Below are 14,058 nucleotides of genomic sequence, written 5' to 3'. Positions count from 1 at the left end.
CTACGAACGGGACCGGAGCGTCAGCTCTGGCCACCGGCCAGCTTCTCGCGAAGGGCGGCCAGCGCCTCGTCCGACGCCAGGGCGCCGGAGTTGTCCGCGGACTCCGAGGAGTACGAGCCACCACCGGAGGCGGCCGGAGCGCTGCCCCCGCCGGCGGGCGCGGCAGCACCCTCGGCAGCGGCGGCCTCGTCGGCCTCGCGGGACTTGATGACCTGGGCCTGGTGCTGCTCGAAGCGCTGCTGCGCCTCGGCGTACTGGCCCTCCCACGCCTCGCGCTGGGTCTCGAAGCCCTCAAGCCAGTCGTTGGTCTCGGGGTCGAAGCCCTCGGGGTAGATGTAGTTGCCCTGGTCGTCGTAGGACGCGGCCATGCCGTAGAGCGTCGGGTCGAACTCGACCGAGGCCGGGTCGCTGCCGAAGGACTCGTTGGCCTGCTTCAGCGAGAGGCTGATGCGGCGGCGCTCCAGGTCGATGTCGATGACCTTGACGAAGATCTCGTCGTTGACCTGGACGACCTGCTCCGGGATCTCCACGTGGCGCTCGGCCAGCTCGGAGATGTGCACCAGACCCTCGATGCCCTCGTCGACACGGACGAACGCGCCGAACGGAACGAGCTTGGTGACCTTGCCCGGGACGACCTGACCGATCTGGTGCGTCCTGGCGAACTGCTGCCACGGGTCTTCCTGCGTCGCCTTGAGCGACAGGGAGACACGCTCGCGGTCCATGTCCACGTCGAGAACCTCGACGGTGACTTCCTGACCGACCTCGACAACCTCGGAGGGGTGGTCGATGTGCTTCCAGGACAGCTCGGAGACGTGCACGAGACCGTCGACGCCGCCGAGGTCCACGAACGCACCGAAGTTGACGATCGAGGAAACGACGCCGGAGCGGACCTGGCCCTTCTGCAGAGTCGTGAGGAAGGTCTGGCGGACCTCGCTCTGGGTCTGCTCCAGCCAGGCACGGCGGGACAGGACCACGTTGTTGCGGTTCTTGTCCAGCTCGATGATCTTGGCTTCGAGCTCCTTGCCCACGTAGGGCTGGAGGTCGCGGACGCGGCGCATCTCGACGAGGGAGGCCGGCAGGAAGCCACGGAGGCCGATGTCGAGGATGAGACCACCCTTGACGACCTCGATGACGGTGCCGGTGACGATCCCGTCCTCTTCCTTGATCTTCTCGATCGTGCCCCAGGCGCGCTCGTACTGCGCACGCTTCTTGGACAGGATGAGACGGCCTTCCTTGTCCTCCTTCTGGAGAACCAGGGCCTCGATCTCATCGCCCACGGCGACGACCTCGTTGGGGTCGACGTCGTGCTTGATCGAAAGCTCGCGGGAGGGGATGACGCCTTCGGTCTTGTAACCGATGTCGAGCAGGACCTCGTCCCGGTCGACCTTCACGATGACGCCGTCGACGATGTCGCCGTCGTTGAAGTACTTGATCGTCTCGTCGATCGCGGCGAGGAAGGCTTCCTCGTTACCGATGTCGTTGACCGCAACCTGCGGGGTGGTGGCGGTGGTCTCGGTGCTGCTCGTCATGTGGGAAAGGGCTCCGGTGCGGACAGTGAGTCGTAGGTACTGCTACGCCGAGAGCCTGTATCGCCTCTGCAGAAGCCGGACAGCCAAGGAAGCGCCGGCCCCGGACAATAGGGAAAGCGCCTCGACAACCGAGGGAACTTACATACAGATGCGAGCGCGGCTGCTACGTCTGAGGCGCGCAAGCCCGCAGCGCAACCTTTAGCATACGGGGGCAGCCGGGCACGGTCAATGCGCGAACGCCCCCACCGGGGGCGGAACCTCTCATACCCGGCACAACCAGCGTTCCATGAGGCCAGAACGGCCCCATGACGACTCCTCGCACACTACGACGACGGACACGATGATCCAAGAGCACGAACCCGAAACCGTTCGCGAAACCGCTTGCGAACCCGTTCTCGACGCCGGGCCCGCCGACCCCGGAGGCGAGACCGAAGCGGAGCCCGAGGCGACACGCCGCGACAGCGGTGCCACGGAGAGCAGCCGGGCCAACCGCGGCTGGTGGGACCGGAACGCGGACGACTACCAGATCGAGCACGGCACCTTCCTCGGCGACGACCGTTTCGTCTGGTGCCCGGAGGGGCTCGACGAGGTGGAGGCCGGTCTGCTGGGGCCCCAGGAGTCCCTGCGGGGGCTGGACATCCTGGAGATCGGGGCGGGCGCGGCGCAGTGCTCGCGCTGGCTGGCGGCGCAGGGCGCGCGCCCGGTGGCGCTGGACCTCTCCCACCGCCAGCTCCAGCACGCGCTGCGGATCGGCGAGGGCCGTTCGCTGAGCTTCCCGCTGGTGGAGGCGGACGCCGGCGCGCTGCCCTTCCGGGACGGCTCCTTCGACCTGGCCTGCTCGGCCTATGGCGCGATCCCCTTCGTCGCCGATCCGGTGGCGGTGTTCCGCGAGGTACGGCGGGTGCTGCGGCCGGGCGGGCGCTGGGTCTTCTCCGTCACGCACCCGGTCCGCTGGGCGTTCCCCGACGAGCCGGGGCCCGAGGGACTGTCGGTCGCGGCCTCGTACTTCGACCGCACGCCGTACGTGGAGCAGGACGAGGAGGGCCGCGCGGTCTATGTGGAGCACCACAGGACGGTCGGTGACCGGGTGCGGGACGTGGTGGGCGCCGGATTCCGGCTGATCGATCTGGTGGAGCCGGAGTGGCCGGCCTGGAACACCCAGGAGTGGGGCGGCTGGTCCCCGCTGCGGGGGAATCTGATCCCGGGCACGGCGATCTTCGTCTGCGTACGGGACTGATCCGCGTGCGGATGATCCGCGTACGGGACTGATCCGCGTACGGGACTGAGCGCGGGGCCGTTCGGTCGTCCGCGCGTACGGCCCCGTACGACACTGTGCGGGTGATCCGCGACGACATCCTCGGCAGTCTGCCCGTACACACCGCCGTCCCCGCCCTGGAGCGGGCCCTCGACGCGCACGGGTGCGCGGTGCTGTGCGCGCCGCCCGGGACGGGCAAGACGACGCTGGTGCCGCTGGTGCTGGCCGGGCTGCTCGGGGACGGCTCCGCACGGCGACCGGTACGGCGGGTGATCGTCGCCGAGCCGCGCCGGATCGCCGCGCGTGCGGCGGCCCGCCGGATGGCCTGGCTGCTCGGGGAGCGCGTCGGGGAGCGCGTCGGTTTCACGGTGCGCGGGGAGCGCGCGGTGGGGCGCGCGACGGTGGTGGAGGTGGTGACCACCGGGGTGCTGCTCCAGCGGCTCCAGCGCGACCAGGAGCTGGCCGGGGTCGATGTGGTGATCCTCGACGAGTGCCATGAACGGCATCTGGACGCGGACACGGTGGCGGCGTTCCTGCTGGACGTACGGGCCGCGCTGCGGCCGGAGCTGCGGCTCGTCGCGGCGTCGGCGACGACCGACGCGGCCGGGTGGGCGCGGCTGCTCGGGGACGCGCCGGTGGTGGAGGCGCGGGGCGTGTCGTATCCGGTGGAGGTGGTCTGGGCGCCGCCCGTCAAGCCCGTACGGCCGCCGCACGGGATGCGGGTCGATCCGGCGCTGCTCACTCATGTTGCGTCGGTGGTGCGGCGGGCGCTGGCCGAGCGGGACGGCGATGTGCTCTGTTTCCTGCCCGGCGTGGGGGAGATCGGCCGGGTGGCGGGGCTGCTGGGGGACGCCGGGGCCGAGGTTCTTCAGGTGCACGGGCGGGCGCCGGCGGACGTGCAGGACGCGGTCCTGGCGGGGTCGGCCGGCTCGTCGGGCGGCCGGCGCGTCGTACTGGCCACGGCTGTGGCCGAGTCGAGCCTGACGGTGCCGGGCGTACGGATCGTCGTGGACGCGGGGCTGGCGCGGGAGCCGCGTACCGACCACGCGCGGGGGCTGAGCGCGCTGACGACCGTACGGGTGTCGCAGGCGGGCGCGCGTCAGCGCGCGGGACGGGCCGGGCGTGAGGCGCCCGGCGCGGTCTACCGCTGCTGGACGGAGGCCGAGGACAGCCGGCTGGCCCGCTTCCCCTCCCCCGAGATCAAGGTCGCGGATCTGGCGGCGTTCGCGCTCCAGGCCGCGTGCTGGGGCGACCCGTCCGCGGCGGGCCTCGCCCTGCTGGACCCGCCGCCGGCCGGAGCGCTGGCGGCGGCGCGGTCCGTACTGGCGGCGATCGGCGCGGTGGAAGCGGTGGAAGGGGACGGGAGCGGCGGCGGGGGCGGGGGCGGGCGGGTCACGGAGCGGGGCGTACGGATGGCCAGGCTCGGGCTGCACCCCCGGCTGGCCCGCGCCCTGCTGGACGGCGCGCCCGAGGTGGGCACGCGGCGGGCGGCCGAGGTGGTGGCCCTGCTGAGCGAGGAGCCGCCGCGGTCGTACGGGGACGATCTCGCGGCGGCGTGGCGTACGGCCCGCCGGGGCGAGGACGGATACGCGGCGCGCTGGCGCCAGGAGGTACGGCGGCTGGAGCGGGCTCCGGAACTGGCCTCGTCCGCCGGAGGCCGGGGTTCCGGGTCCGACGACGCCGTCGCCGGGCTGATCGCCGCGCTCGCCTTTCCCGAGCGCGTGGCGCGGGCGCGCGGTGAGGGCGCCTGTCTCATGGTGTCGGGCACCGGCGGCGAGCTGGGCGAGGGCTCCCGGCTGCGCGGCGCGCCCTGGCTGGCGGTGGCGGTCGCGGACCGTCCCGCCACGGCGGCCTCCGCGCGGGTACGGCTCGCCGCGGTCATCGACGAGGACACCGCGCGCCTCGCGGCCGGCCGGCTGCTGGTGGCGGGCGAGGAGGTGCGCTGGGAGGACGGCGATGTCGTCGCCCGGGAGGTGGAGCGGCTCGGCGCCGTCGAGCTGTCCGTACGCGCCCTGCGCGCGCCGGACGCGCGGCGGGTGCGTGCGGCGCTGCTGGACGGGCTGCGGCGCGAGGGGCTCGGGCTGCTGCGCTGGACCCGCGACGCCCAGGGGCTGCGCGACCGACTGGACTTCCTGCACCGGGAGTTGGGCGGCGGCTGGCCCGATGTCTCGGACGCCGCGCTGCTGGCACGCGCGGACGCGTGGCTGGAGCCGGAGCTCTCCAGGGCCCGGCGCCGGTCGGATCTCGGCCGACTGGACGCGGGACAGGCGCTACGCCGACTGCTGCCCTGGACGACGGGCGAGGCGGCACGGCTGGACGAGCTGGCGCCGGAGCGGATCGAGGTGCCGAGCGGTTCGCGGGTACGGGTGGAGTACGGCGGGCCGCAGCCCGTACTGGCCGTGAAGCTCCAGGAGTTGTTCGGTCTGGGCGAGACCCCGCGGGTCGCGGGGGTGCCGGTGCTGGTGCATCTGCTGTCCCCGGCGGGCCGGCCGGCGGCGGTGACGGCGGATCTGGCGTCGTTCTGGCGCGAGGGCTATCGCGCCGTACGGGCGGAGCTGCGGGGCCGCTACCCGCGCCATCCCTGGCCGGAGGACCCCTCGACGGCCGTGCCCACGCGCCGCCTGAACCAGAGGCGTTGAGCGCGCGCCGCCGCCCTCCGGCGGATCGGGCGGAGGGCGGCGGCGTTCGGGACGTGACGGTTACGCGGCCGGCGGAGCGGTGACCTTCAGCTCGATGGTCAGCGTGGCGCCGCCCTCGGTCTCGATGCGGAGCAGGAACGTGCCTGTCGTGTCGTCCGCGTAGATCTTCGGGAGCTGGAGGGCGCCGTTGGCGTCGGTCTTCAGGTCCTTGAGCTCACGGAGCGGATTGCCGTCCGCGTCCTTGAAGTAGGGCCCGTCGGCGCGCGGGGCGGAGCCGCTCGCGGACGTGATCATGGTGGCGGTCGCGGCGACGCCCGACGCGGCCTCTCCCTGGTAGGTGGCCTTGACCGAGATCTGGTCCGCGAACTCCTTGCCGGTCTCGGCCGTCAGCTCCTTGTCGCCGGTCCTGGTGAGTCCGTCCGCCTCGCGGGCCGTGACCGACGCGGTGTACTCGACACCCGCGACATTCTCGACGTCCACGGTGGCCCGGATCGTGAACTCACCGGTCTGCTCGCCCGCCTGGACGGGCGGGGCGGTCGCCGTGCCGTCCTCGCCGGTGGTGAGGGTCAGCGCGGACTTGCCGGGCGTGAAGCGCGCGTCGGTGTCGCCGACGATCTCGAACCGCACCGGAACGTCGGCGACGGGCTTGCCCGCCGCGTCCACGGCGCGTACCGAGGTCCGCTCCGTGAACTGGCTGCCCGCCACGGCCGTGAGCGTGCCCGTGCCGGTCTTCTCGATCCGCTTGACGACGGGCATCGGGGTGGGGGTGGCGGGGTCGCCCGTGGAGGGAGGGGTCGAGCCTCCGCCGCCCGGCTTGGACGGGTCCTCCGGGCCGCCGGACCCGGGAGGGGACGGGTCGGGGCTGGGCTCGGACGGCTTCTGGGGCTTGGGGCTGGGCTTCGGCGACGGGGGCGGGGTCGGGGTCGGCGAGGGGACCGGGTCGGCGGGGCCGGTGCCGACGGGCAGCACGCCCGTGCCGTCCGGGACCTCGTGCGTGCCCTTGTTGTAGTACTCGAACCAGGTCAGGACGGTGCTCAGATACTCCTGCGAGTGGTTGTAGCTGAGGATCGCCTGACGGAGATCGGCGTCGACCGACAGATCGCGGTCCGCGTGGCAGAGGTACTCCCCTGCCGCGAGCGCCGCGTCGTAGATGTTGTTGGGGTCCTTGCGGCCGTCGCCGTTGGCGTCCCGGCCCCAGGTCGCCCAGGTCGACGGGATGAACTGCATCGGGCCGACCGCGCGGTCATGCGTGGAGTCGCCGTCGTACGCGCCGTTGTCGGTGTCGGAGATGTTCGCGAAGCCGTTGCCGTTGAGCACCGGGCCGAGGATCGGCGCCAGCGTGGTCCCATTGGCGTCCACCCGGCCGCCGCGCGCCTGGCCGGACTCGACCTTCCCGATGGCGGCGAGCAGCTGCCACGGCAGGTTGCAGCCGGGCTTGGTCTCCGCGAGGGACTGCTCCGCCTGCTTGTACGCGGCCAGCACCGAGGCCGGTATGCCCGCTTCCGCCGGGCCGGTGCCGAGGGCCGGCAGGTCGATCGACGTGCCGGGCTCGTCGGGCGTGACGAGCGGCGGAAGCTCGGTGTAGTACGGGGAGTTGCCGGTCGCCGACGAGTCGGCGGGCGGGTTCGCGTCGGCGGCGGCCTGGGCACCGCCCGGGCCGGAGGGGATGGCGCCCGGTGCCTGGGAAGCGGAGAGGGCCGCGATCGCGGCGGCGGCCACCGCGGTGGTGGTCGCTCCTCTGCGCAGGCGCCTGCCGAATAGCGCGGACATATGTCTGGCCCCTCCCGGTGGACGGCTGTTCGCGCTCCCCGCGCGAGGACTCAGGCGACCCTATGTCAACTCCTCGCCCCAGCACACCGGTCCGTGACCGCTTTTCACCAGTTCGCTACCTGTGAGTCGTCTGGATGCCCGAAGAGCCCCTCAACGGGGGCACCTCGGGCCTCATCGTTCGGGCATCGCGGGCCCGGCACCACCCGTCAGTGCGCCGCCGACTCCCAGTCCCTGCCCACACCCACCGACACATCCAGCGGCGCGCGCAGTTCGACCGCCGTCGACATCTCGCGGCGCAGCAGCTCCTCCACCGGTTCGCGCTCGCCCGGCGCGATCTCCAGGACGATTTCGTCATGGACCTGGAGGAGCATCCGGGACGTCAGCCCCGCCTCGGTCATCGCCCGGTCGACGTTGAGCATGGCGACCTTGACGATGTCCGCCGCGGTGCCCTGGATGGGGGCGTTGAGCGCCATCCGCTCGGCCATCTCCCTGCGCTGCCTGTTGTCGCTGTTGAGGTCCGGCAGGTAGCGGCGGCGGCCGAGCATCGTCTCCGTATAGCCGGTGGCCCTGGCCTCCACGACCGCGCGGTGCAGATAGTCCCGCACGCCCCCGAAGCGCTCGAAGAACGTGTCCATCAGGCCGCGCGCCTCGGCCGCCTCGATGTTCAGCTGCTGCGAGAGCCCGAACGCCGAGAGCCCGTACGCCAGCCCGTACGACATCGCCTTGATCTTGCGGCGCATCTCGGGGTCGACCGCGGACTTCTTCACCCCGAACACCTGGGAGGCGACCGTCGTGTGCAGGTCCTCGCCGGAGGTGAACGCCTCGATCAGCCCGGCGTCCTCGGAGAGATGGGCCATCACGCGCAGTTCGATCTGGCTGTAGTCGGCCGTCATCAGCGACTCGTAGCCCTCGCCGACGACGAAGCCGCGCCGGATCGCCCGGCCCTCGTCGGTGCGGACCGGGATGTTCTGCAGATTGGGGTCGGTGGAGGAGAGCCGGCCGGTCGCCGCCACCGTCTGGTTGAAGGTCGTGTGGATCCGGCCGTCGGCCGCGATCGTCTTGATCAGGCCCTCGACCGTGACCCGCAGCTTCGCCTGCTCGCGGTGGCGCAGCATGATGACCGGCAGTTCGTGCTCGGTCTGGGCGGCCAGCCAGGCGAGCGCGTCGGCGTCCGTCGTATAACCGGTCTTCGTCTTCTTCGTCTTGGGCAGGCCCAGCTCACCGAAGAGGACTTCCTGGAGCTGCTTGGGCGAGCCGAGGTTGAACTCATGGCCGACGGCGGCGTGCGCCTCCTTCACGGCCTGCTGCACGGCGCCCGCGAACTGCTGCTCCATGGCCTCCAGATGGGCGCGGTCGGCGGCGATGCCGTGCCGCTCCAGCCGGGCGAGCAGCTCGGAGGTGGGCAGCTCCACGTCCTGGAGCAGTCCGGTGGCGCCGACCTCGTCCAGCCGCTCGGTGAAGGCGTCGCCCAGATCGAGGACGGCGCGGGCCTGGGCCATCAGCGCCTCGGCCTCGGCCTGCTCGTCGGTCCCGAAGGCGAGCTGTCCGTCGGCGGTGGCCGGGGCCAGCTCCCGGCCCAGGTATTCGATGGCGAGGGCGTCCAGGGCGAAGGAGCGGCGGCCGGGCTTGACCAGATAGGCGGCGAGAGCGGTGTCCATCGTGACGCCGCCGACCCGCCAGCCGTGCTCGGGGGCGACGCGCATCGCGCCCTTCGCGTTGTGCATGACCTTGGGCCGGGCCTCGTCGGCGAGCCAGGCCGCGAAGGCCCGCTCGTCGGCCTCGTCCAGCTGCGTCGGGTCGAACCAGGCCGCGGCGCCGCCGGCCGCGGCGAGCGCGACCTCGCTGACGCTGCCCGTACCCAGCGACCAGGTGTCGGCCGTGACGACACCGAGCGGCTGCGCGCCGTGCTCCGCGAGCCAGGGCGCCAGCTCGCCGGAGGCCAGCACCGCGCCGTCCAGCTCCACCCCGGCGGCCGGCGCCGGGGCCTCGTCCTCGGCGGCGCCGGGATCCACCGCGAGCAGCCGCTCGCGCAGGCTGGGGTTACGGATCTCCAGGACCTCCAGCACACCGATCAGGGCCGTACGGTCGTACGGGGCGCGCTCCAGCTCCTGCGGGGTCTTGGGCAGCTCGACATCGCACGACAGCTCCGTGAGCCTGCGGTTGAGCTTGACCGACTCCAGGTGGTCCCGGAAGTTCTGCCCGGCCTTGCCCTTCACCTCGTCGGCGCGCGCGACCAGTTCGTCGAACGAGCCGAACTGGTTGATCCACTTCGCGGCGGTCTTCTCACCGACGCCCGGGATGCCGGGGAGATTGTCGGACGGATCGCCGCGCAGGGCCGCGAAGTCCGGGTACTGCGCCGGGGTCAGTCCGTACTTCTCCTGGACCTTCTCCGGGGTGAAGCGGGTCAGCTCGGAGACGCCCTTGGTGGGGTACAGCACCGTCGTGTGTTCGGAGATGAGCTGGAACGAGTCCCGGTCGCCGGTGACGATCAGCACCTCGAAGCCCGCGGCCTCGGCCTGGCGGGCGAGCGTCGCGATGACGTCGTCCGCCTCGAACCCGTCGATCGCGAACCGGTCCGCGCGCATCGCGTCCAGCAGCTCGCCGATCAGCTCGACCTGCCCCTTGAACTCGTCGGGCGTCTTGGAGCGGTTGGCCTTGTACTCCGGGAACTCCTGGGAGCGCCAGGTCTTGCGGGACACGTCGAAAGCGACGGCGAAATGTGTGGGCGACTCGTCACGCAATGTGTTCGCCAGCATCGACGCGAAGCCGTAGATGGCGTTCGTCGGCTGACCGGTCGCGGTCGTGAAATTCTCCGCGGGCAGCGCGAAGAACGCCCGGTACGCCAGGGAGTGCCCGTCCATGAGGAGCAGGCGAGGACGGTTGTCTGCGGTCTTCTTCGATGCTGTCTCAGCCACGCACCCGATCCTGCCACGTCGCACTGACAATCCCGGCCGCCCGGACGGCCGGCGGCGGCCCCGTACCCCTCTCTTCCCGTCCCCATCCGCCTTGCGCGCGTGACGAGTCAGACATGGGCCGGACGTATCGTGGCCACAGAGGCGTGAGAAGATTGTCTACTGTAGACAATCTGTTTCAGCCTCACTGAGCTCAAGGAGAGCGTGATGGCCAGCAAGCCGCCGGCAGGTGATCCGGTACAGGATTCGCCACAGGTAAAGGCCCCCAAGCACGCCGCGGCGGGAATCCCCGCGGTCGCGCATTCCCTGCTCATCTCGCACCAGCAGATGGGCGCGCGCCGGACCGCGCGGACACTCCTGAAGGTCAACCAGAAGAACGGTTTCGACTGTCCCGGCTGCGCCTGGCCCGAGGGCGACCACCGGCACACCGCCGAGTTCTGCGAGAACGGCGCCAAGGCCGTCGCGGAGGAGGCGACCGTACGCAGGGTCACGCCGGAGTTCTTCGCCGAGCACCCGGTGTCCGACCTCTTCGAGCGAAGCGGCTACTGGCTCGGCCAGCAGGGCCGGATCACCCACCCGATGTATCTGCCCGAGGGCGCCGACCAGTACGAACCCATCAGCTGGGAGCGCGCCTTCGCGATCATCGCCGAGGAGCTCAACGCCCTCGGCTCACCCGACGAGGCCTGCTTCTACACCTCGGGGCGCACCAGCAACGAGGCCGCGTTCCTCCTCCAGCTCTTCGCGCGCGAGTTCGGCACGAACAACCTGCCCGACTGCTCGAACATGTGCCACGAGTCCTCCGGCTCCGCCCTCTCGGAGACCATCGGCATAGGCAAGGGCAGCGTCTCCCTCGACGACATGCACCAGGCCGATCTGATCATCGTCGCCGGCCAGAACCCGGGCACCAACCACCCCCGGATGCTCTCCGCGCTGGAGAAGGCCAAGGCCGCCGGTGCGAAGATCATCTCGGTGAACCCGCTGCCCGAAGCCGGTCTTGAGCGGTTCAAGAACCCGCAGACCCCGCTCGGTATGGTCAGGGGCGCCGCCCTCACCGACCTCTTCCTGCAGATCCGCATCGGCGGCGACCAAGCGCTGTTCCGGCTGCTCAACCGGCTCGTCCTGGAGACCCCGGGCGCCGTCGACGAGGCGTTCGTCGAGGAACACACTCACGGGTACGAGGAGTTCAGGGCCGCCGCGCTCGCCGCCGACTGGGACGAGACCCTCGTCGCCACCGGCCTCCAGCGGGCCGAGATCGAGCGGGCCGCCGAGATGGCCCTCGCCTCGAAGCGCACCATCGTCTGCTGGGCGATGGGCCTGACCCAGCACAAGCACTCCGTGCCGACCATCCGCGAAGTCGTCAACTTCCTGCTGCTGCGCGGCAACATCGGCCGCCCCGGCGCCGGGGTCTGCCCGGTGCGCGGACACTCCAATGTGCAGGGCGACCGCACGATGGGCATCTTCGAGCGGCCCGATCCGGCCTTTCTCGACGCCCTGGACCGGGAGTTCTCCATCACCTCGCCCCGCCACCACGGCTATGACGTGGTGCGCTCCATCGAGGCGATGCGCGACGGCGACGCCAAGGTCTTCTTCGCCATGGGCGGCAATTTCGTCGGAGCGACGCCCGACACCGAGGTCACCGAGGCCGCGATGCGCAACACCCGGCTGACGGTGCACGTGTCCACCAAGCTCAACCGCTCGCATGTGGTCACCGGCGTACGCGCACTGATCCTGCCCACACTCGGCCGCACCGACAAGGACATCCAGGCCGGCGTCAAGCAGATCGTCACTGTCGAGGACTCCATGGGCATGGTGCACGCCTCGCGCGGCAACCTGCCGCCCGCGAGCCCTCATCTGCTCTCCGAGCCCGCCATCATCACCGGCATGGCGCGCGCCGTCCTCGGCCCCTCCTCGACCACGCCCTGGGAGGACTTCGAGAAGGACTACGCGAACATCCGCGACCGGATCGCGCGCGTCGTCCCCGGCTTCGAGGACTTCAACGCGCGGGTCGCCCGCCCCGGCGGCTTCGAACTGCCGCACGCGCCACGCGACGAGCGCCGCTTCCCCACCGCCACCGGCAAGGCCAACTTCACCGCCGCGCCCGTGGAGTACCCCAAGCTGCCCGAGGGCCGGCTGCTGCTCCAGACGATGCGCTCGCACGACCAGTACAACACCACCATCTACGGGCTGGACGACCGCTATCGCGGCATCAAGGGCGGCCGCCGTATCGTCATGGTCAACCCCGACGACGCGCGCGAACTCGGCCTCGCCGACGGCGCGTTCACCGACATCGTCAGTGAGTGGAAGGACGGTGTCGAGCGCCGGGCCCCGGGCTTCCGGGTGGTGCACTATCCGACCGCGCGCGGCTGCGCGGCCGCCTACTACCCGGAGACCAACGTGCTGGTGCCGCTCGACGCCACGGCCGACACGAGCAACACCCCGACGAGCAAGTCCGTCGTCGTGCGCTTCGAGTAGCGGAATGAAGCGGCCGGGCTAAGCGTTTGCTCAGTCATCTGATATGCAAGACGGTGCACAGAGCACGCACCCCCCGTACGCCATCACCGCAGCCGATCGGAGCCGGGCCCATGGGTGAGCAGCCCTCCACGAAGTTCCCTCAGGAGATCATCGACGAGTACGCCCTGCTCGGCGTCGATCTGCCCGCGCTCTTCTCCGCGGGCCATCTCGGCACGCGCATGGGGGTGCAGATCGTCGAGGCCGCCGCGGAACGCGTCGTCGGCACCATGCCGGTGGAGGGCAACACCCAGCCGTACGGGCTGCTGCACGGCGGCGCCTCCGCCGTCCTCGCCGAGACGCTCGGCTCCATCGGCTCCATGCTGCACGGCGGCGCGAGCAAGATCGCTGTCGGCGTGGACCTCAACTGCACCCACCACCGGGGCGCACGGAGCGGACTGGTCACGGGCGTCGCCACCCCCGTCCACCGCGGCCGCTCCACCGCGACGTACGAGATCGTCATCACGGACGAGCGGGACAAGCGGGTCTGCACCGCCCGGCTGACCTGCCTGCTGCGCGACGCCGGAACCGGCACGGACGCCGCGCCCAAGTAGACGCCGCCCAAGTAACGGCCGGAACACTCGGCCCACCCGCCCCACCGACAAGGGCGCGTACGGGAATGCCCGTACGCGCCCTTGTGCGTGCCCGGAGCACCGCCTACCCTGCGCCCATGACCACGGCCGGACAGCGCGGGTTCCGCCCGGCCGGCCGATGCGCGGGCCGACGCGCGCTCGCGCTCTGCGCCGCCCTCCTCGGCGGCGCGCTGACCGGTTGCGGCGGTGGCGGGACCGCCGCGCCCGATCCGGGCGCCACCCCCGCCGCACACCGCAGCACCCCCGCCGAGATCTGCGCCGCACTCGTCTCGTACTGGGCGAAGGAAGCCCTCAAGGGCTCCGAGTGGGCAGGGCTCGACTGGGAACAGAAGGGGCTGTCGAATGAGCAGTACGCCATTCACGAAGAGGTCGTGGCCGCGGCGCGCGCCGAGCAGGCGAAGCACGGCGGCGCGGCGGCCGGGGCTCTGATCGACCGCAGGACCGCGGAAAAGTGCGCCGCCGCGAACGGCGCCACGGGCAGCTCGGAGAATTGGCGCGAACCGGACTGGACAGCGACCGGCACACCACCTCCGTGACCCCCGCCCGACATCACGCTGTGTAACAACCAGGTGAACGAGGACGCTCACGCCGCCCGCACACACATCCGCGCTGCCCGCTTTCCCGCCCTCCCGTGCCCGATTGGGCAGTCAGCACCAAAATGGGCCCAAGTACCTTAGCGGAACTGCGCGTTCTCACCATGTGGTCGTTTTGAGAAAGCACGGAAACGCCCCATTCGCCCCGGCTGTGGCCGCCAAGCGTTGGCCCCGGCATAACAAGACAGTCACATCCTTCGCGCACCACTCCACGACCCCCTCACCTGCGCTTAGAGTCACGGCCAGTCACCGCGCCGCC

Annotated in this window: 8 protein-coding genes; 5 read left to right on the top strand and 3 right to left on the bottom strand. The window is 71.4% G+C overall.

The genetic code is table 11. From position 1 onward, the window contains the following. Positions 1–20: 20 nt before the first annotated feature. On the bottom strand, positions 21–1,529 hold the full coding sequence (gene rpsA / locus IF11_RS0123185; protein ID WP_030353622.1) for a 30S ribosomal protein S1: 1,509 nt from the start codon (positions 1,527–1,529) through the stop codon (positions 21–23). A gap of 340 nt (positions 1,530–1,869) precedes the next feature. Between rpsA and IF11_RS0123180 the strand changes: the two genes are divergently transcribed. Continuing rightward, a complete protein-coding gene (locus IF11_RS0123180) occupies positions 1,870–2,766 on the top strand; it encodes a class I SAM-dependent methyltransferase (protein WP_030353621.1) in 897 nt (298 codons plus the stop codon). Between the two features lie 101 nt (positions 2,767–2,867). After that, a complete protein-coding gene (gene hrpB / locus IF11_RS0123175) occupies positions 2,868–5,423 on the top strand; it encodes an ATP-dependent helicase HrpB (RefSeq protein WP_030353620.1) in 2,556 nt (851 codons plus the stop codon). A gap of 60 nt (positions 5,424–5,483) precedes the next feature. Here hrpB and IF11_RS0123170 read toward each other — a convergent pair whose 3' ends face one another. Together IF11_RS0123170 and polA are read right to left on the bottom strand one after the other, a co-directional pair. Next, positions 5,484–7,193, bottom strand: a complete 1,710-nt coding sequence (locus tag IF11_RS0123170) for a lytic transglycosylase domain-containing protein (RefSeq protein WP_030353619.1) — start codon at positions 7,191–7,193, stop codon at positions 5,484–5,486. 206 nt (positions 7,194–7,399) lie between these two features. Further along, positions 7,400–10,108: a DNA polymerase I gene (gene polA / locus IF11_RS0123165; RefSeq protein ID WP_030353618.1), complete on the bottom strand. Its 2,709-nt coding sequence runs from the start codon at positions 10,106–10,108 to the stop codon at positions 7,400–7,402. A gap of 204 nt (positions 10,109–10,312) precedes the next feature. Between polA and IF11_RS0123160 the strand changes: the two genes are divergently transcribed. From IF11_RS0123160 to IF11_RS0123150, 3 genes are all read left to right on the top strand, one after another. Continuing rightward, the gene (locus IF11_RS0123160; RefSeq protein ID WP_030353617.1) at positions 10,313–12,577 is read left to right on the top strand and encodes an FdhF/YdeP family oxidoreductase; all 2,265 of its coding nucleotides are present in this window, start codon (positions 10,313–10,315) and stop codon (positions 12,575–12,577) included. A 110-nt stretch (positions 12,578–12,687) separates the two neighbouring features. Beyond that, positions 12,688–13,167, top strand: a complete 480-nt coding sequence (locus IF11_RS0123155; RefSeq protein WP_030353616.1) for a PaaI family thioesterase — start codon at positions 12,688–12,690, stop codon at positions 13,165–13,167. A 116-nt stretch (positions 13,168–13,283) separates the two neighbouring features. After that, positions 13,284–13,742, top strand: a complete 459-nt coding sequence (locus tag IF11_RS0123150) for a hypothetical protein (RefSeq protein WP_030353615.1) — start codon at positions 13,284–13,286, stop codon at positions 13,740–13,742. Positions 13,743–14,058: the final 316 nt, after the last annotated feature.

The organism is Streptomyces scopuliridis RB72 (genome assembly GCF_000718095.1).
Taxonomy (GTDB): domain Bacteria; phylum Actinomycetota; class Actinomycetes; order Streptomycetales; family Streptomycetaceae; genus Streptomyces; species Streptomyces scopuliridis.
The sequence above is the reverse complement of the archived record's forward strand: the minus strand, read 5'-3'. Positions and strand labels throughout refer to the sequence as shown.